Raw genomic sequence first — 17,213 nt, forward strand, 5'->3', positions numbered from 1 at the left:
GCATATTTATTGTGTAAACATTTGTATTACAGTGGTATATTTCGTAAATTGAGTTTAGGAACTAAACTCAATTTGATTATGGGAATGGTATTATATTTTTTATTTACATTGTTTGTCTCGTGCGGCACTTTATTTGTTGCGATGAATATGTCGGGAAGTAATTCCTTACTTCTTTGGTGTATTGGTATGGGTATTTGGATACCCTTTATTTTTGTTGTGGACCGCAGAGAAAAGGAATCGAGAAGGAGGAAGGAAAGAGAACGGATGCTTGATGAGTGGTTAAGGTCACAGACAAGAAACCGATATTAAGTTTTCAACCTGCTTTCTATTCACGAAAGTAGCTTCCGAATTGTTTTCAGCAAATAATCCAATTATTAGATCATTATCTGGATCTATTTCTATTGCTTTCTTCTTCTTTATATGGAATCATTCCATACCGAATATTTCTAACCAACGGTTTTACATACTGCTGCTCATCTAAACCTGCTGCTTTAATAATACTTTCTGGAATGTTGGTATTTAAGAGTTTATTCCCATCCGTTAACAAAGGAAGGACTTTTTCAGAGAGATCTTTTAACACTATTTCCGGTCCTTTTGGGTGAGCCAGTAGTTGTACCATTGGCAAGGGGTATATAAAACCGCGGAACGATTGATCTGGGATGCCTAAGACGAGACCATCTAACATGCGTTTATTCAATTTGGTATTGAACCGGTCTATTTCTTTTTTCTCCAGATAAAGATGAAGTAGATCATCAATATACTGCGCTAGATCCATATCCCATAAAAGATCATCCTGCAATTTGTCTTCAGTATTTCTTGGCGGCAGTTCTGCGCAATATTTTTCAGCTTCCTTAATGAGAACCTTTCCTTTCTCGTCTTTCGCCTGATAATAGGTAGCGCCTCCATGGCCATTATTTTTGGCGTAGCCTGCGTGTGTTCCATTGATATAAAGATTAGCGGTGAAGGCATGTGTTTCCTCACTAAGCTGCGCGCTGTGATGGATTTCTTTTAATTCTATTTTCATAATGACATCATTAACTTTTAAATGAAATATGATTAACGAGATCGTCCTATAAAATTCTGCCTCTCTATGGAGATGATCTCAATCTGGGAGGTATGGAACACAACGAATTCAGGATGGTCGTCTCCCAGGCTGGATATGATGCCATCATATCCAGCTTTCTCAAACATGAGATGACTGTCTTCACTGTTCAGACTGTCATATAGATCACCGATTTCACCCAGGCTTATTTCCCGGTTGAGTTTGCGAAGAGCTTTTTTTGCTTCAAGCTGGTCCCCTGTGAGGATTTCCCAAATGAGGGAGGCCTGATTTTCTAGAGAGAAGATGGAGTGAAGGCGTAAGTCTATGGGGTTCTTAATATCAAGGTACGCGGTGATCAGGATATCACCGAACAGTAATGCATTTTCTTTTTTGTCAGCAAAGAAAAAGCCATGTTTTGTATTGTCCCAGCCGGTATTGCTACCTTTAAATGTGGCATCAAATTTATCAAAGGTTGCATCTGTGCCATGGTAATAGGGCCGGGAATTATCGAACAGTTGAGAATCTGTTATTTTCATAAAAAATCATTATTAATGACAGTAGTAGGACCGGATACTACAGCTGAATAAATAGTAATAGGATGGAAGCGTCTGCTTTATCTTTTTGGGACTGGGACAGAAATATCTTCTTTTACAGGTTCCAGGTCTGGTTTTGAATCTTTAATTCTTGTTTGCTGCAATTGTTGTTTGCAATTGATCAGCGACCTGTAGAGTTCATCATTTTTTGTCAGGGCAAAAAAACGACCGCTATTTAATTCTTCCATCCGAAACCGTCCTTTTTTTAACAGTCCTGTTACCTTAAAGATGTTATCCTTGTAAGGAATCTCATCTCCAATAAAAAGTCCTATTTTTTTTAACTCAGGAATAGCCTGCTCAGGCTTGATCTCATTTGCATTTGACTGCTTGATTTCAAGCTTTCTTTCAAAAGTCAATAGGTAGTTTAATATTTTTTCAGCATCTGCGGCGGCAGCATGGATTTCAAAGGGATGATCAGTGAGGAGCTGGATCCAGCTTTTCACATAAGCGGCATGTTGTCCGGGGTCATGTCCTATCTTTAGCTCCTGACCAATGAGCATCGAAGCTATTTCTGCGCGCAGTTCCTCGCGCGCATAAGCTTCTGTACCGAACTTATTGAACAAAGATCTGTCGAGCCTGCTGTTATGGCCTGTCCAGTGCGCCAGTTCATGCAACAGGGTGCCGTAATAGAGGCCTGCGCCTGAAAACTGTTCCTTTAAGGGCATGGTTATCGAATCCGTATGCAGATTGTAGAATGCGCGGTTTCCCATGTTATGAAATAGCTTAGCTTCAGTGAGACTTACGAGTTCTTCTGCCCTTAGAATTGGATCCCAGTCCCGGGCAAGTGCTGTTTCTTTTGCCATTGGCGGGATACCATCGACCTGTTCCGCATTAAATACCCATGCTGCGGTAACAATGGCATGGTCAAGCGGGACAGAAATTTTGATGGGTTTTCCGTTTTCATCCAGTATTTTCTTGCCCTTATCATCCAATTTAGGAATTAGATCCTGGGTTTTTACATACTGGACGAGCCTCGCTTTTTCGCCTTTTCGGACCTGCCAGTCCATAGCTGCAGCCTGCTTGAAAGTCATCCATCTGGGGTCAGCCCTATCGGCTGAAAGCAGTGAAAATATGTTAATACCTTTATAACGCTTTCCGGTAATTGCATTATAAGGAAATTCTAATGTGGCAGAGCTGTCATTCCATGGCTTTTGCCATGGCGCTGTTCCTTTTTTAAGCCTTTCGATCAGATCGGCTGCGACCTGCTCATGGAGCGATTTTATTTTAGGGTTGGCCATCTTGATCCTCCTGTTGACTAGATTTATCAAATTCCTCCATGGGCCATTCATCGGCATAGTCGGTACCGTAAATGACCGCTTCTTCCAGCGAAAGTCCTATTTCTTTCCCTTGGGTATATAACTGGCGGAGTTTACCCATTAGTGTTTCAAAATGTTCTTCCATATTGTTCGTTATTCAGGATCGTCAGTATCCGGTATGGTCAATTGAACGGCGAGCTGCTGGCCTATGGGATAGTTTGCCACCAGCACCTCAGTTTTGGTTTTCTGGTTACCGGCTTTGGCATTGACGGAAATCTTTTGATTGATGGACCATTTCTGCCAGCCATATTTCTTTGTGAAGCGTTTTAAGATAGGCGAGGGGTAAGAGGAAAGCAGAAACTTCCCTTTGATACCACTTAGCAGATTAAGCAGGTCCTCATAGTCTTTCTCTGTGTAACCATCATAATGTCCAAGATCAGAATTAAAGTAAGGGGGATCGCAGTAGAAGAAGCTCTCTGGGGTATCCCTACTTGCGATGACGTATAATGCATCGGCACATTCCAGCTGACAGCGTTGGAGTCTCTGTGCAAAAGTGCGGGTAAAGCCGTGACGTTTGGTATTGATTTTTTTTGTTGTGGTGTTTTTTGACAGATCGAATCCCCAGGTACCATCTAGAATTCCTGCGAAAGACTGTGTGCTCAGTATCCAGACGGCCCAGGCTCTTTTGACCCGGTCAAACATATCGGGATTATTATAGATAAGGGAAGCTTTTCTGTGGAGATCACGGCTGTGCAGGCTCGTACTGATTTCCGCTTCCAGTGCTGAAAAATCTTCTTTGACAGTTCTATAAAAATTGATCAGTTCCCCATTGGTATCATTGATGACCTCTATTTCCGAGGGGCGCTTGGCAAAGAAAATTGCGGCCCCGCCGATAAATGGTTCGCAGTATAAGGTGTGCCTAGGGATGAGGGAAATGATGCGTGAGGCTAATTTCTGTTTACCGCCGTAGTAACTGATGGGCGTTCGTAATCTAATGGTGTGCATAGGATCGGAATATAGTGGGTCAGAGAATATTATCTATGGTGAAATCCAGCGGCACGTTATCCACCAGAAGTGTTACCCTGCATTTTAGGGCCGGTTTGCCCATACTACATACCTTAAAGCGCTGGCCGCTGAGATGGTAGTAAGGGGAAGACTGCTCTAGGTTTAGCGTAGCGAATCCGGATGCCCTGATCCTGTCTATGCGGTTGAATAGTTTCTTCATAGCTAGAAATTTAATGGTAGAGAACGCTCCTGACATAGGGTATTCTGAGTGGGGAATGGCATGGTGGTCAGCAGTTTTTATTAGCAGTGCCAAAACAGCTGCTGACCTTCATGCGCGGGTGTCAAAAGGTGTTCGGGAAGTACCCGGCGCAGAAAAGCACCCGGCGTTAGCGTGGTGCGATGCGCCGGGTACTTCCCGATCTCCTTGCAGACAAGGGATAATTAGCTTAAAAGCATCTTTTTTTGAAATCAGTTGTTTCAATTTTTTCGGTATGATGCCATATATGGGTTCTATTCTGCGGGTTTATCTTCCGCGTTTTCTGTCTGTCTGCTGATCAGGCTCCTGCTCCCAGGGCAGGGCGTGCTCCTGCTTGGCGTTATTTGTAATCACTTGTTCCTGCTTATCACTCTTAGCGTTAACCTGCTCCGGAAATATGGTCTCATGACGGATCTCATTCATATTCTTGTCGTAGATGTCCAATGTTTTCATCTGCGGGTTGGCCGCAATAGAAACAGGGATCGCTTTCTTTACGATCATAAGATCCGTGTGATAGTAGTTCCCTGCCCGCAATGTGCTGAGGACATTTTGTAATTTATCCGGGCTTTCGATGTCCTTGATGGGAAATTTAGCCAGCGTTTTCACCAGGTCATAGCCGTATTCGGGACGGAATACGCGCAGCGGATGATTTCCGTAAGCATCGGTTACATCCAGGTTGAGCTTAAGCCAGACAGGTGTCTTTTGGGACTGCGAATTGCCCTGCTGGGTTTCGCTTTTATTTGTCTTTAAGAATACTTCCTTTTCCAGGGCAAGACCGGATAAGAGTTTATAAGCCTCCAGGGCGGTTATGCGATGATCCCGGGCTAAATCAAATGTCTGCTCACGTACAATCGGATCATTTTTCTTTGTCAATGTGACCTTATAGTCATTGAGAAAATACATATCGCCGTCTTTGGAGCGGTTGAAATTGATCTTAAAGTTCAGATTTTCAGTTCGCTCTGACCCTAGATCTTTGCTTTCAGCAGGTCTCATCTGCGTTGTGATGCCCAGACTAAAGCTTGGCATTTCGCGACGTATCGCTGTTTCGAGTACTTCGTTGAGCTTGGTTCCAAATCCTAGATTTTCCAGCGTTTTCTTTAAATATTCAACATTGTTTTCGTTCATTTTTTTAAGATTTAAATTGTGACATCTGGTTTTACACTATTTTACTTTTGTGCTGCTGGCGAGCATAGCCATAAAGGACACGTAGCCTTTTGGCTTGATGGTCCGAAAGTTTGACCGCATGCCTGTAAGCGTCCGGAACCGGTGCAAAGAAAACCGGTCGGCAGGTGTCCTGAAATCAGAGCTGCGGTATTTAATATGGACTTCACCCTCGATCAGCAGGAAAGAAGCATCCCTATTTATTGCCCAGAGGGCAGTTTTGCAGTCGAACACGCGGCCAGATAGATCGTCATCGAATACAGCAATTATACGTGCGTTTGGGAACCGGTCACGGAGCGACTGTATTTGACCTGCGGAGGGTCTTAGCCCCAGTGCCGAAAAAACATTCGTCCCCGGATTATGGGTCCAGTGCGGATAGAACTGGCAGAAGCAGAGCAGATCGAGCGCCGTATGGAACAGGAAGTGCTGTCTTGCCATATAGGGTTCTACCACGCCGGCTGTTTCCGAAACGGTAACCTTATCAGGAACCAAGCAATCGATCCAAGTGGAGAAATAATCCAGCAGTTTTGGATCAATTTCCTTTAGCAATGGCATGTGTGTTTAACGGGAATTACCTTTCCCATAGGTCTGTTGCTGTTCATTTTCCTGTTTTGGGGTAGGGGCATGCGTGATTTGCTGCGCCCGTTGCATGTCCAACAGTGCCCGCTGATATCCTTCGGTGTAGGGATCCTTCTGTACGGTCTTGCTTCCGAAAAGATTTCGAAGCCCGCGCATCAATAGGTAGGAAATACCACCATCGAGGACGAGGGAATACAAGAGTGCCGTCCTGTTTGAAGTGACACCACTTCGGCTGCTTGCCCGGCGCTGCAGGCGGGTACCATCGGAGAGTTCCACAACTGAGCCATTGCGGTAGTGTTCTTTTTGAAGGTCGGAAAGCTGCTCTCCATTGATTTTTGCGGGTACCCTTACTTTTTCGGGGTCAGAGGAAATAAATTCCCGGGTCTCAGGGTCATATTCAATGATCCATGTTTTTTTCTTGCCATCTGCTGCCTGGTAGGTTTTCTGTACGTGGGTGAGCGTCCCCTGCTCAAGCTGGTCTGCTTCGACATCCAATAGCATCGGATGTTTCTTGATGTCCCGGTAAATGGGATGGAGCTGTACCGACATATGGCCATTCGCATCACGTTGCAGGGACAGCTTGGCATCCATTTTTTGGATATGAATGCCGTCGCCATGTATGTCATGAAGCGAGATGAGGTCCGTCCTGTGGCCGGCGAGTAGGGCGTCCATATCCTCTTTGGACAGATCCGGTTTACCGTTTTTCATCAGGCCGAGTTTCCTTAGGTCCGCCACCGGGATATCAGTTTCTAAAAATGGATTTTCCATAGAAATTTAATTAATGTTTGTTGTTGAGTTTGTCAATAATCCCTGTAAGAATTTCCAGGGATCAATGTATGTTTCTTTGCTACGGATACTGAGATGAAGGTGTTCTCCTGTGCTGCGGCCTGTAGATCCCGTAATTGCAATAGGAAATCCTGCCGGAAGAAGCTGTCCGTTTTTCACGGCTATACGGGAGAGATGTCCATAAATGCTGCAAATAAAACCATGGTCAATGCAGATAAATTTTCCCAGGTTTTTATGATACCCGGTAGATTGAACTCTGCCGGACATGATCGCACGGACAACCTGGGAACGGGCGGGGAGGTCTACACCGTTATGAAAGTGCTGTTTCCCTGTCAGGGGGTGCCTCCGCCATCCGAAAGTCGAAGAGATTTTATAGCCAGCCAGCGGCATGAAAACCTCAGGTTCCCATGGTGCGGCTTCCACCTTAGCCTGTCTTGCAGGCATTAATGGAGCCGAAATGTTTGCGGATGTCAGAACAGTATCAATAGTGGTATACAGTGAGATCTGTTTGGGCGGCCGCTGCTGCGCCAGTACGCTGCCAACAGATATTAGGATGATGACTACTGGGACAATCCACCTTATTTTCATGGAAGCTCTTTTTAACTTGCTTCTCAATATCATGTTTCCATATCTTTTAGGTTAACGGCTTTACCCTGAAATGATGGACGGGGCGGAGTGGAGGGCTTGAATTTTTCCACTACCTGACCGACCTCTTCACTGATCCTGTAGAAGTTCTGCAAAAGAATTTCATCTTTATGGTCTCCAAAGTCATAAAACACCGGAAGTTCGGGATAGGATTCTTCTTCCTTGCGGATATCCTGGAGATCAAGGTCGATGCGGCAATTAACAGCAGTCGTTTCAAATTGCCCCGTGTATCTGTCTACGGCATCCGATGCCAGCAGGCCTACCATTTCACCAGCCCTTAAAGAGGCAATCTTTCCTGCTGGTATCAGGGGTTCAAGTTTTTCATTCAGCGAAACGGAGGTTTTTGACCTATCGATAGAAAGGCTTTCGCCCATCTGCTTCACTTTTCCAAACAGGCGTTCCATCCATTCAAGCCCATCCTTATCACGGATGGAACCGCTGAGGATATTTCCGACGATGGAGGTGATCGTGTCTGCTGTCTCCTTGCCATATTGCTGCCTGAACATGGTCAGCCCCTGAACCCCCAAAATGGCCGAAACGCGGTTACTTCTGGCCTGGGAAATGATATCCTGTACTTTATAAAGGTAAAGGGTTGGAGCCTCATCCACCACTAGGCCTACGGGAATATTGCCCCGGGTGTTGATCAGCTTTGTAATGCGGTTGATGACCACGGAATAGGATGCGGAGTTTGTGCTCTGGGTATTGGGGTTACTTGCCAAAATGAGCATTGACGGCGCATCGGGGTTGCTGATTTTAAGGTCAAAATCGTCACCTGAGAATACCCAGAAGGTTTCTTTGGTTGCCAGACGGCTGATAAAGATCTTTAGGGTACCGACCTGCCCTTCGAGCTGATCAAAAGCCCGGGCTTTAAATGCTGTCATAAAAGGCGAAAGCAGTGATTCAAGTTCCCTGTTGCTGAAGAGTACCGTGAATATTTCTTCATAAGAACGGTTAAGAAAAGCAAGCACATGGGGAAAGCTGGAGTACCTGCCATCCTCATGTTTACTGAAAAAATAAATACAGGCGGCCAGAAAATTTACTGCGGACTGCGTGAAGAACTGATCACTGCCGGAAGCTTTATCCCCTTTTTTCATCGCCTCAACGAGTGCTTCAGCGGTTTCGGAGGCTTCTGCCAGCGTCTGAAGATAATCGCTGCGCCATGGGTTGATGCGCCTGCTTTTTTCAGGCTCGGTCAGGTTAACGACATGGAATTTGTAACCTTTGAGTTTACCCTGTTGTTTGCCTAGCAGGTAATGGTAATAAGTGACCTGACCAAGGTCGGGGAACTTGAAATCAAATACGCAGAGTGTCCACTCCAGTGCCACCAGCTGACGGATGATGGGCATGAAAATCGAAAAGCTCTTGCCCGATCCGGGGGTACCGATCACCAGGCAGCCCCTAAATAGATTTTCGATGACGATGAACCCTTTGCGTACTTTTTTCTTAAAGTAGAAAAGCATGGGGATGTTGACCGCATATGGTGTGATTTTAGGTTTTGTGGGCTGCATAAATGATTCCTCTTCCACATTCCATCGGTCCTTGCCGAGTTTGGAGCTGATAATTTTGGAGACGTTGTCCAGCGCGATATGTAGCAGCAGTGTACTTACAATGCTAGAAACGATATAACCGAGGTCATACCAGCTGGTGTAGGGAAGAGGGAAAATACCCTGCTTCCCGTAACACCAAAGGCAGAGCGGAAGAAATAAAATTCCAGCAACAAGCGGATAGACAATCGCATTTTTTGGATTGAGGTCTTTTTCTTTTCTACTGAGCGTACCGATAGAAACCAGGCAGATCAGGATCAGGGTGAAGAGCTTGCTGTTGAGCGGATCGTGGTAAATAACGATCCGTGCCATCCGCTCAAGAAAGTGAGAAAAGCCATAGCGTTCACTGAGCGGATGGCCGATGATCTTCTCTGCGTAAATGAACATCAAAATATCAATGCCTACGGAGAGATAAATGCCGAATTGTAGGAAACGGTGTGTTGCCTGCTGTTCTTTGGATTCTTCCATAAGTTGTTTTGTATTAAGAAAGCAACCCTAATGGGAGCAAATAGATTTTACTTAAATGGTTGGTGAACGAAGGCTTAAGAATTGCCGGCCAATAGGTGTGATTAAATTCCCATACCCGGACGCTGCTGCCTGTCGAGCCGTTCGATCTGATAATCGATCCAATCCTGCACGCTGAACACGATTGCTTTTGAAATCTTGTCGTGTGTCATGGCCCAGTCGAGCGCTTCCTGTTGCAATGATGCTTTACCGGTGGTATGCAACTGGTACATTTCCAGGATGTCAACCACTTCTGAGGGATCCATATCCAGTTCATAAATGTCTTTGCGCAGTTTTTCCATGAGGACTTCGGGTGGGACAAGCATCAGAAGCGCATCGTTTGTATAAAGTCCGAGCATCTGATTTTGAAACAGGACGTAGGAAGACCAGTCTTCGTAAAGAACATGATTGATCGCTCCAAAACGGCCCTGCATATGTATGGGATCACTGGTCAGTTCAGGGTGGATCATGACCGTGGTACCAACTAAGTTTTCCATCTGATTCTATTTTACTTAGGTTTATAATGTCCGTATATCAATGCCCCGTTAGCTTATTTAGAAGCTGTCAGCCTCCAAAATATCACGGTATCTGATCTTTAGGGTTACAGTCCGTCCGGAGATCTGTTTCTCTGAAAGTTCCACACTGAGGATCTTGCTGGCTGGAAAGGTTGCCTTTTTTAGTACATATATATTCCGGTAGGATCGTTTGAAGGAACCGGTTGGATAGAGTTGCCATATTGGTCTGATCTCAACGGACTGCACATTGGTGGCCTTGGTAATCTTTTTGTCCTCGATTTTGAAGCGCAGTTCATCGATATCATAAGCAAGGTTGGTGCTATTGTGATAGGTGATGTCCAGCAGCACTAGGTCACCCAGGGTATAAACATGGTTCAGTTCTGCCCTTATACCATACTGTTTCGCTTTTCGTACAGCAGCAGGATTGCGCATGGCCAGCAGGCTCAGCGCGTGGCTGCGCAGCTCGGGAGTACTGATTTCAACAGGCAGATGGAGCGGACGGATATGCTGGGGCAGGATATCATAACTTGCGGCAAGTTTATTGCCGCGGGTGGCAGTCGCCGATAGAAGTTGATATTGGGCGATAAAAGTCTGACCGATCACGGTGACGACGCCCAGGTTGTCTGCTCCTGAAGAAAGATTGCCCGTAGAATCGGGCACCCATTTTAGCCTGAGGACATTTTCTTCGGGCAGGTCCCCGGCAATGGCGTGGGAGGATATGTCTACGTAACGGATCGGTTCGGGAGATATAATATGCAGTGAGCTCGTGCTGTCCATGGTAATCTCGGGAAGCTGGGCACGATAGGTTCCGGCATCCTGTTGTGCAATGAGGTTGAGCCCCGCTAACAATAGCGACAGGAAAAAAATCAATTTCTTCATTTAATGTGTTGTTAATAGGTTTTGTTATTATTCTTTAGTTGCTGGCGATCGATCAGGTAGATCAATGTATTGTATTTGATTTTTACCTTATTCTGACGAACCATCTTATTGATCGCGGTGCTTGTTGATTGAAACATTTTTTGCACCAAGCTCATCACCAGCTGACTGTTGTTCTCGGCTACCTGTTGCAGGTTAATCCCCTGGCTGGCATTGCCGCCCAGTTCTTTTGCAAATTCCCGAAATGCCGATGCCGGTACATACAGTCCGGGAAGACCATCATGGTCATAGACATCGAGCTGTACCGGGAGGATGTGCTGTCCTTTCATGATGGACGATATGGAAAGATTTACGCGCTGTCCTGAAAAGCCTGTTATCAGCGCATAGATATAAGTCCCTTTTTTGATGAGAAATTTTCCCGCCATCATATCTTCCAAAAGTCGGATCCTTAAGCGGGAACCGGCATATCCTTTGATGTCCTGATCGATCATGGCGGTGATAAAGGTCTCATCCTTCTCGGGGGTTACCGTATTAAATATAGCGGCGACGGAAGATGCTTTATTTACGGAAAGGGGAGCTTGCAGTTGCTGCTGCTTTTCTAGCTGCTGTGATTTTTTGATGCGTTGCTGCTCCTGCTTATATTCAGGATCGTTTGCCTTGCCCATACTGTCCACCAGTTCCATCTGTTTTCTAAATAGCTCCATGGGATCGGGCTGGGAAAATTGGGTCTGTGGAGCAGAGCGCTGAACGGGCTGCCTTGCGGCGGCAAGTGCATCTGCCAGTGCCCTGTCCTGCTCGTCCGATGAGCTACGTGCCTGTGGCCGTCGGCCTGAAGCAGAGAAAGATCGGGGAGCAGCCCCGCCATAGCGACCTTTGAGCTCCCGGTCTATGGAGTCAAGCATTTTCTTCTCCCTGTCGTTATAGGGATTGACGAGCGGCTGTGATGCCGATTCTTCCTCGAGCAGATGTCCTATGGCGGTATAACCATCGGCCTGTTTATATTGGTTTCGGTAAGCTTCCAGCTTATCAGAAAGGCTCCGGTTAAGAACCTGCTCGGATACGTTCGCTAATCCGGTCTGTAAGGAGTCCTTTCCTGCCTGTGCCGGTTGAGGTTTGCCGAAGCTGCTTTTATAGGCATAATAAAATATGCAGAGAAATGGGATGAAGATAAGAGGCAGCACGTAACGCGGTTTTCTAAAATCTATTTTCATGGGGTATTATTTTGGTGATAGATGGTTTTCTGGAGCTGCTCAAAACGTTTGAGCGCATCTGTGAGCCGGATGCTGTCCGAAGTATCCAGGCTTTCTTTAGCAATTATTGTAGCGATAGTATCCTGGATCGCTGTGACCTGCTGCAAGGCATCATAGGCCCCCAAAACACCTGGGAGTCCGCTGAGTGTACCGCTTGCAGGTGCTTTAGGAAAAACAGGTATGCGATGTGTTGCACTTTTACGCATAACGGTAAAAGCAAGAATTCCTGAGGCAAGCAAGCAGATCAGCATGCCGCTGAGAAAATATAGGGGATAGCGCTGCAGAAAGCCACGTACAAAATTTCGGGCCTGCTGTAATTTCTGCTGCAAAAAAAATATGTGGTCGGCAGAAGACCGGGGATTAAAAGGTGTTTTTTTGGACATTTTGCAGATCTTTATTTTCGAGTGTTTTCCATCTTGTGATCAGTACCGCGTGCGGATTGTTCTCTGAGCGTAATTCAAGATCGCTGAGATAACCTTCGGTAATCAGGGAACGGGTGATGGCAGAGCTGCGACGGTCAATCTTCTGCGTGCCGTAGTAGCGGAAATAACGCTTGGGCATATCCAGGTAGATGCTATCTGTCCGTAGCGTCAGCACCGCGCTTGAAGAGAGGATGGAGCTGAAAAAACCTTTCTCCTTCAAATTGTTGTATTGCAGGGCTCCGCTTTCATCGATGAGGTACATGGCCTGCTTCATCTGGTATTCGATAAACCTGTCGTCAGGCGTCAGGGAGAAAAATAGGCTATGGAAACGTGCGATATGGGAACGGTACTCGGCCTCACGGTTCATCTGCACATCTGTCTGTCTTGCGGAGAGGGGTATGTTTGCAGCATCCATGATATAAATACTTTTGCGGGCACTTGCCACCTGACGATAAGCAAAAAAGGAGACCGACAGCACCATCAGTACCGCTGCAATAAGACAGCCGGCCGATAGAACGGTTGCCAGGCGGACTTTGGATTCTATATTCTTTATGATCATTTTGTATTGTTCTATTTTAGTTTCATCAATAGCGCCATTGCCTTGCGGGACATGCTTGAAGCGCCCCTTCCCATGGTAGAGGCCGCGGAGGATATGCCACTGGTGGAAATAACCCAGGTGGAGATACTGGGAACGGTGAGCATGGTCAGCGCGCCGATAACGAACGTAGCGATAACCATTCCGAATGAAAATACCCCGAAGGTCATGTATGTCGCAAGTTTCCCTAGATCGGGCCCTGATGTTCCCAGCAGCGCCTGATAGCGGGTGATTTCTGCCTCCAGGGCATAATGTTGAAAGAGGGAAGCGATATACATCACCAGATAGGCAATACCCGAATACAGATTGACGGCAACAAAACGAGCGATCCATGTCGAAAAAGAATCACGGAATGCAGGCAGGATACTGGATGCTACTGAAAAGGGACCGAGTATGATCAGAATGGTGGAGAATATAATCTGAATGATAAAGATAACATACACCGATATTCGCAGCAGCCAGATAGCCAGTGTTTCAAATATCGAAGTGACCAATAAGACCAGATTGGCCTGGAGGCGGTTGCGCATTTCGACAATCGGGTTCCAGACTTCCGCAAAACCTTCTTTTACGGTAGATTTGACCGAATCCCATGCTCTTCTGTACCAGACGTCGGCTTCCGTTTTTGCTGTTTCGGTCTGCGCCTGAACAGTAAAAAGCTGGTCAGAGAGATCGACCATCAATTTGGCGCGCTGGACACGCAGGTCATTTACTTCGGTCTGGCTCCCATCGAACATCGCTTCCGTCTTACTGGCGATGATATCAGTCGGATAAGCTATAACGCGCGTAAAAGTTGGCCACCAGAGGATTACCATGGCGAGGCCAAAAGGCCTTAAAAGGGGCATAATTTCGAGCTGCTTATCGCCGGCCATCATTTCATAGATCTTTATACTGAAGAAAATAAGCATAAAAATAGCGCAGAGTGCCTGTGCATCAGCGATGAAAGCATCGTAATGCGTCCAGATGGTTTCCTTCATCTGTTTGAGAAAGTGCATCATGCCCGATTCATAGACACCGTCACCCTGAAGGAAGTTGAAGGTATCTTTAAAGGAGTCCGGCACAGAAACGGGCTGTCCCTGTGCCAGGAAATTTGAGGTGAGCGTTGTTATCAGGTTCATGGGGTTTAATTTTAGAGTTTGGACTTTTGGAGTACATCATCCGCGATCTGGAAGTCTGTCCGCCCGAGGGGAAGTACGATAGGATGGCCTGACTGCTTAGCTTCTGCGTTTGTGCGGGTCAGGGATAGGAACAGTTTAGCGCGCTGCTTTTTTGCGTCCCATGCAGCATAGAGTTTCCGGTATTCCCCCAGCATCCGGTGGTAGGCGATGATGCGCGACCCGCGGTCCAGGTTTGTTGTCCTGGCAATTTCAAGGCGTTCAGCAAGGGCAGAACTTTCTTCCAGGTACCAGTCCAGCGTGCCGGTGCGTATCAGGTAATCTTTCACCGGTTGTTCCGTTCCTGAAAGCGCCAAGTCGGAAGAGATCTGGAATAAAGGCTGAAACTCTTTGCTGTAATAGAGCTGCCATAAGGGATCTGCCTGGGACAGCGCTCCTGCATAATTGACCATTTCAGTCAGGGCGGTATTGCGCAGCGTATCGGCATGTTTTTTATATTCCTCTTCGGTATGCTGCATGGCCGCGACAAGGAGTAAACGCTGGGTCTGGGCGCCAGAGCTGCTCAGGGGGCGGAGATCGTTTTTGGGGTAGTTGGGGTGCCATGCCCAGGTCAGCCAGTAATTGGGGTTGAGGCCAAGAAAACCTTTGGTCGGGGTAAACTTTTTTTTGTCCCACTGTTTGAAAACCATGCGTTCCTGTTGGTTTACGATGTGCTGGTCTGTCAGCCGGCGGGCGTTCTGCGCCACCCCCGGGGCCAGTGAAAGCAGGGCCATGCCAGCGAAAAGGATAAGCTTTATTTTCATAGGTCATTCTTTTATGATCTTGATTTTATAGATGATGTCATCAGCCAGGCGTGTATCCCGGTTAACAAATCCTTGATAAGGGTTTAGCATTCGTAGCATGCCGAGTATTTTAGCCCTTTCCATCGACCTGTGCATACTAAAGGCGAGGGCGCGCATAACCCGCAGCTCAAGTACGACCTTACGGAGAAGGGCATCGCGTTTTTCATAATCCATCAGTATGTCGCTGCCTTCCTTTAAGATAAAGTCAGATACTTCCATCGCCAGGCTGACCCCGCGACTTTTCATATGGGCAGCGACATCTTCTGCGAAAAGCAAAAGGTGGGGAGAACCTTTTGCAGTTTGGATCATCAGCTCGCACTCCCGGATGATCTCGCTTGCCATACCGCCGATCTGACCAGCGGTGAGACCCGTGCGCAGGATACCATTGACCTCAGCCAATGAGCGGTAGATCATATCCTGCACAAGTATGACCGAGGTTATGTTGATCTTGATGTCATCGAGTTTTTGATTTATTTTACCCAGATAGCTGTTATGTGTGGTTTCTGCTGCATACCGTACGGCTGCATTTTCATTGATAATAGCAAGATGCCTGCTATCACTGATAACGGTGGCGCCCTGACCATAGACTGCCGTGGTCATCAGAACCAGCCAGAAGGGCAGGAGAATGGATGTTCTTATTTTCATTGCCTGATCTGTTTGAGTTTTGCCAGAATGTCATTGATCAATTCCCGGTCCCGGTTGACAAAGCCTCCGAAGGGATTCATGGAAGCAATCATTTTTTTTCTTTTCGAATACTGCATATTGACTGCCAGTGCCCGGGATGTCCCTGCTATGCGCTGGAGTTCGGTGAGCACGTGTTCAAAGAGCATTTTGCGGTCGCTCGCTTTCATCTGGTTTAAATCCCCCAGGCTAATGGCGAGGGCATAAAGGTATCTGCTGAGCATGTAGGCCCGGTCAGCTAAATCAGCTTCCGTCGCATAGGCCATGGCGATGAGCAGGGCATCATCTGCTGCAAGCTGGACGATTTTGCGCTGGTTTTCGGTGATTTCTGAAATCAGGGGGGCGGCCTGTATTCCGATCTTGGTAGCGTCAATGGCAAACCCGAGCAGCTGAAAACGCTGTTGCAAAGTGCGGTACTTTTGTTTTAAAGCATCCATTTTTGAGCGGTTGACCTCTTCGTTTGCCGAGGCCTCGGCCTGTTTATCGCGGGCCGTTGACTGCCGCTCATGTTCATCTTTGCTATGCTCTACCAATTGATGCAGCAGTTCAACGTTCAGCTGTGCATGGCTTTTTTGGGAAATGAAGAGGAAGGATAGGGCAAAGACGAGTATTGCTTTCATGGCTTGAGGTATTTAGCATTGCGGACGATATCATCGGCAATGCGTTTATCAATATTGATAAATCCTGCATAAGGGTTGAGCGAATTTAGGATTCCGCGCTGCTTTGCCCAGTACATCGTGCGGTACATGCCGTAAGCAACTCCGCGCAGGATGGTGAGTTCCGTAACGATCCGGTTGAGCAGCTTGGCACGTTCGCCGGAATCCATTAGGTTCCCTTTCCCACCATGCATGATGAACGCACTGACTTCTGTTGCGAGCGCCGTTGCCCGGGTTTTAAACTCCCTTGCGCCCTGCTCAGCAAAAAGCAGCAGTACGGGATTTGTTCCGGCAATGCCCAGTGCCCTGTTGACATCGTGCACGATGTCAGCGCTGATGTCGGCAATATCCTTGACCGCCAGCAGATTTCGCATGACGGCAGATACTTCACTTAGCCCTTTGTATATTTTATCCTGCAGATCATTAACAATGACGAGCTGTCCGGTTACAGCAAGCTGACCGCGCTGGATCAGGGTGAGGTTATTGTTTGTGGTATTCAGCTGCCCATTTATGACCGCAGCATGCGCAGCTGTTGCGGCTGCTACGGCAGGATCTACATAGATCTGCGCCTGCAAATGGTACCCTAGTAGGAGGAATAGCAGAATTAGATATAATTTTCCCATGATATAAAGATGTTAAGGTTAATACCCCTGTTAAGCTGGCAGTGGTCTGCCGATCTGATTGATCTTGGATACAAATGCGCCCAACTGGAGTCCGCTGGCTTTCATATCGCTTACAAAAGCTTTCAGTCCCTGCTGATAATTGCCATGCTGGCCTACATAGATCTGTACCGCATTTTTTTCAGGTTTTTCGGTGGTGTAGCAGTAGGATAAGAACCCGGCGCCTTGCCATATTGACTATGGTAGGTTTCCAAGAACTCTCCCCCGAACCGT

The 17,213-nt window shown here is 46.8% G+C and carries 21 protein-coding genes; 1 reads left to right on the forward strand and 20 read right to left on the reverse strand.

Annotated elements, in window-relative coordinates; all coding sequences use genetic code 11:
• Window positions 1-78 precede the first annotated feature (78 nt).
• Window positions 79-309 carry a hypothetical protein gene (locus BGP15_RS26385; RefSeq protein ID WP_286768334.1) on the forward strand — a complete coding sequence of 77 codons (231 nt, stop codon included), beginning with the start codon at window positions 79-81 and terminating at the stop codon, window positions 307-309.
• 73 nt (window positions 310-382) lie between these two features.
• On the opposite strand, the gene BGP15_RS26390 is transcribed toward BGP15_RS26385, so the two are convergent.
• The 20 genes from BGP15_RS26390 to BGP15_RS26485 all read right to left on the reverse strand — a co-directional run bounded on the left by BGP15_RS26390 (window position 383) and on the right by BGP15_RS26485 (window position 16,943).
• Window positions 383-1,024, reverse strand: coding sequence for a hypothetical protein (locus tag BGP15_RS26390; RefSeq protein WP_088160769.1), 642 nt, complete (start codon window positions 1,022-1,024; stop codon window positions 383-385).
• A gap of 32 nt (window positions 1,025-1,056) precedes the next feature.
• Window positions 1,057-1,578: an ADP-ribosyltransferase-containing protein gene (locus BGP15_RS26395; RefSeq protein ID WP_088160770.1), complete on the reverse strand. Its 522-nt coding sequence runs from the start codon at window positions 1,576-1,578 to the stop codon at window positions 1,057-1,059.
• A gap of 77 nt (window positions 1,579-1,655) precedes the next feature.
• The gene (locus BGP15_RS26400; protein ID WP_232475718.1) at window positions 1,656-2,873 is read right to left on the reverse strand and encodes an ArdC family protein; all 1,218 of its coding nucleotides are present in this window, start codon (window positions 2,871-2,873) and stop codon (window positions 1,656-1,658) included.
• Complete coding sequence (locus BGP15_RS26405; RefSeq protein WP_157698405.1) at window positions 2,860-3,036, reverse strand: hypothetical protein; 177 nt, start codon at window positions 3,034-3,036, stop codon at window positions 2,860-2,862. Before BGP15_RS26405 ends, BGP15_RS26400 begins: the two co-directional genes overlap by 14 nt.
• Before the next feature lie 8 nt (window positions 3,037-3,044).
• Window positions 3,045-3,896 (reverse strand): DNA adenine methylase, encoded by an 852-nt coding sequence (locus BGP15_RS26410; protein ID WP_088160771.1) that lies wholly within the window; start codon window positions 3,894-3,896, stop codon window positions 3,045-3,047.
• Between the two features lie 523 nt (window positions 3,897-4,419).
• A complete protein-coding gene (locus BGP15_RS26415) occupies window positions 4,420-5,277 on the reverse strand; it encodes a hypothetical protein (protein ID WP_286768332.1) in 858 nt (285 codons plus the stop codon).
• 36 nt (window positions 5,278-5,313) lie between these two features.
• Window positions 5,314-5,868, reverse strand: a complete 555-nt coding sequence (locus BGP15_RS26420) for a hypothetical protein (protein WP_088160773.1) — start codon at window positions 5,866-5,868, stop codon at window positions 5,314-5,316.
• 6 nt (window positions 5,869-5,874) lie between these two features.
• Entirely contained in the window at window positions 5,875-6,660 is a 786-nt protein-coding gene (locus BGP15_RS26425; RefSeq protein WP_286768331.1) for a DUF4099 domain-containing protein, read from the reverse strand.
• A 6-nt stretch (window positions 6,661-6,666) separates the two neighbouring features.
• On the reverse strand, window positions 6,667-7,266 hold the full coding sequence (locus tag BGP15_RS26430; RefSeq protein WP_157698407.1) for a M23 family metallopeptidase: 600 nt from the start codon (window positions 7,264-7,266) through the stop codon (window positions 6,667-6,669).
• A gap of 29 nt (window positions 7,267-7,295) precedes the next feature.
• Window positions 7,296-9,335: a TraM recognition domain-containing protein gene (locus tag BGP15_RS26435; protein WP_088160776.1), complete on the reverse strand. Its 2,040-nt coding sequence runs from the start codon at window positions 9,333-9,335 to the stop codon at window positions 7,296-7,298.
• A gap of 101 nt (window positions 9,336-9,436) precedes the next feature.
• Complete coding sequence (locus BGP15_RS26440) at window positions 9,437-9,868, reverse strand: hypothetical protein (protein ID WP_088160777.1); 432 nt, start codon at window positions 9,866-9,868, stop codon at window positions 9,437-9,439.
• Between the two features lie 57 nt (window positions 9,869-9,925).
• Complete coding sequence (gene traN, locus BGP15_RS26445; protein ID WP_088160778.1) at window positions 9,926-10,765, reverse strand: conjugative transposon protein TraN; 840 nt, start codon at window positions 10,763-10,765, stop codon at window positions 9,926-9,928.
• 11 nt (window positions 10,766-10,776) lie between these two features.
• A complete protein-coding gene (traM, locus tag BGP15_RS26450; RefSeq protein ID WP_088160779.1) occupies window positions 10,777-11,973 on the reverse strand; it encodes a conjugative transposon protein TraM in 1,197 nt (398 codons plus the stop codon).
• The gene (locus BGP15_RS26455; RefSeq protein ID WP_088160780.1) at window positions 11,970-12,395 is read right to left on the reverse strand and encodes a hypothetical protein; all 426 of its coding nucleotides are present in this window, start codon (window positions 12,393-12,395) and stop codon (window positions 11,970-11,972) included. The genes traM and BGP15_RS26455 overlap by 4 nt, the downstream gene beginning before the upstream one ends.
• Window positions 12,373-12,993 (reverse strand): conjugative transposon protein TraK, encoded by a 621-nt coding sequence (traK, locus tag BGP15_RS26460; RefSeq protein ID WP_088160781.1) that lies wholly within the window; start codon window positions 12,991-12,993, stop codon window positions 12,373-12,375. The genes BGP15_RS26455 and traK overlap by 23 nt, the downstream gene beginning before the upstream one ends.
• Window positions 12,994-13,004: 11 nt before the next feature.
• On the reverse strand, window positions 13,005-14,144 hold the full coding sequence (locus tag BGP15_RS26465) for a TraJ family protein (RefSeq protein ID WP_088160782.1): 1,140 nt from the start codon (window positions 14,142-14,144) through the stop codon (window positions 13,005-13,007).
• 11 nt (window positions 14,145-14,155) lie between these two features.
• The gene (locus BGP15_RS26470) at window positions 14,156-14,944 is read right to left on the reverse strand and encodes a hypothetical protein (RefSeq protein ID WP_088160783.1); all 789 of its coding nucleotides are present in this window, start codon (window positions 14,942-14,944) and stop codon (window positions 14,156-14,158) included.
• A 3-nt stretch (window positions 14,945-14,947) separates the two neighbouring features.
• Window positions 14,948-15,628, reverse strand: coding sequence for a hypothetical protein (locus BGP15_RS26475; RefSeq protein WP_088160784.1), 681 nt, complete (start codon window positions 15,626-15,628; stop codon window positions 14,948-14,950).
• Window positions 15,625-16,284, reverse strand: coding sequence for a hypothetical protein (locus BGP15_RS26480; RefSeq protein WP_088160785.1), 660 nt, complete (start codon window positions 16,282-16,284; stop codon window positions 15,625-15,627). The genes BGP15_RS26475 and BGP15_RS26480 overlap by 4 nt, the downstream gene beginning before the upstream one ends.
• Window positions 16,281-16,943, reverse strand: a complete 663-nt coding sequence (locus tag BGP15_RS26485) for a hypothetical protein (protein ID WP_088160786.1) — start codon at window positions 16,941-16,943, stop codon at window positions 16,281-16,283. Before BGP15_RS26485 ends, BGP15_RS26480 begins: the two co-directional genes overlap by 4 nt.
• Between the last annotated feature and the right edge of the window lie 270 nt (window positions 16,944-17,213).

Source organism: Sphingobacterium sp. 40-24 (assembly GCF_001899705.1).
Lineage (GTDB): Bacteria > Bacteroidota > Bacteroidia > Sphingobacteriales > Sphingobacteriaceae > Sphingobacterium > Sphingobacterium multivorum.

Excerpts from the sequence above, each read along its gene's own strand:
- BGP15_RS26435 (WP_088160776.1), bottom strand. The coding sequence starts at position 9,335 with ATGGAAGAATCCAAAGAACAGCAGGCAACACACCGTTTCCTACAATTC.
- BGP15_RS26410 (WP_088160771.1), bottom strand. The coding sequence starts at position 3,896 with ATGCACACCATTAGATTACGAACGCCCATCAGTTACTACGGCGGTAAA.
- BGP15_RS26465 (WP_088160782.1), bottom strand. The coding sequence starts at position 14,144 with ATGAACCTGATAACAACGCTCACCTCAAATTTCCTGGCACAGGGACAG.
- BGP15_RS26420 (WP_088160773.1), bottom strand. The coding sequence starts at position 5,868 with ATGCCATTGCTAAAGGAAATTGATCCAAAACTGCTGGATTATTTCTCC.
- BGP15_RS26400 (WP_232475718.1), bottom strand. The coding sequence starts at position 2,873 with ATGGCCAACCCTAAAATAAAATCGCTCCATGAGCAGGTCGCAGCCGAT.
- BGP15_RS26440 (WP_088160777.1), bottom strand. The coding sequence starts at position 9,868 with ATGGAAAACTTAGTTGGTACCACGGTCATGATCCACCCTGAACTGACC.
- BGP15_RS26395 (WP_088160770.1), bottom strand. The coding sequence starts at position 1,578 with ATGAAAATAACAGATTCTCAACTGTTCGATAATTCCCGGCCCTATTAC.
- BGP15_RS26415 (WP_286768332.1), bottom strand. The coding sequence starts at position 5,277 with ATGAACGAAAACAATGTTGAATATTTAAAGAAAACGCTGGAAAATCTA.
- BGP15_RS26405 (WP_157698405.1), bottom strand. The coding sequence starts at position 3,036 with ATGGAAGAACATTTTGAAACACTAATGGGTAAACTCCGCCAGTTATAT.
- traK (WP_088160781.1), bottom strand. The coding sequence starts at position 12,993 with ATGATCATAAAGAATATAGAATCCAAAGTCCGCCTGGCAACCGTTCTA.
- BGP15_RS26390 (WP_088160769.1), bottom strand. The coding sequence starts at position 1,024 with ATGAAAATAGAATTAAAAGAAATCCATCACAGCGCGCAGCTTAGTGAG.
- BGP15_RS26480 (WP_088160785.1), bottom strand. The coding sequence starts at position 16,284 with ATGAAAGCAATACTCGTCTTTGCCCTATCCTTCCTCTTCATTTCCCAA.
- traN (WP_088160778.1), bottom strand. The coding sequence starts at position 10,765 with ATGAAGAAATTGATTTTTTTCCTGTCGCTATTGTTAGCGGGGCTCAAC.
- BGP15_RS26385 (WP_286768334.1), top strand. The coding sequence starts at position 79 with ATGGGAATGGTATTATATTTTTTATTTACATTGTTTGTCTCGTGCGGC.
- BGP15_RS26475 (WP_088160784.1), bottom strand. The coding sequence starts at position 15,628 with ATGAAAATAAGAACATCCATTCTCCTGCCCTTCTGGCTGGTTCTGATG.
- BGP15_RS26485 (WP_088160786.1), bottom strand. The coding sequence starts at position 16,943 with ATGGGAAAATTATATCTAATTCTGCTATTCCTCCTACTAGGGTACCAT.
- BGP15_RS26470 (WP_088160783.1), bottom strand. The coding sequence starts at position 14,944 with ATGAAAATAAAGCTTATCCTTTTCGCTGGCATGGCCCTGCTTTCACTG.
- BGP15_RS26455 (WP_088160780.1), bottom strand. The coding sequence starts at position 12,395 with ATGTCCAAAAAAACACCTTTTAATCCCCGGTCTTCTGCCGACCACATA.
- BGP15_RS26425 (WP_286768331.1), bottom strand. The coding sequence starts at position 6,660 with ATGGAAAATCCATTTTTAGAAACTGATATCCCGGTGGCGGACCTAAGG.
- BGP15_RS26430 (WP_157698407.1), bottom strand. The coding sequence starts at position 7,266 with ATGAAAATAAGGTGGATTGTCCCAGTAGTCATCATCCTAATATCTGTT.
- traM (WP_088160779.1), bottom strand. The coding sequence starts at position 11,973 with ATGAAAATAGATTTTAGAAAACCGCGTTACGTGCTGCCTCTTATCTTC.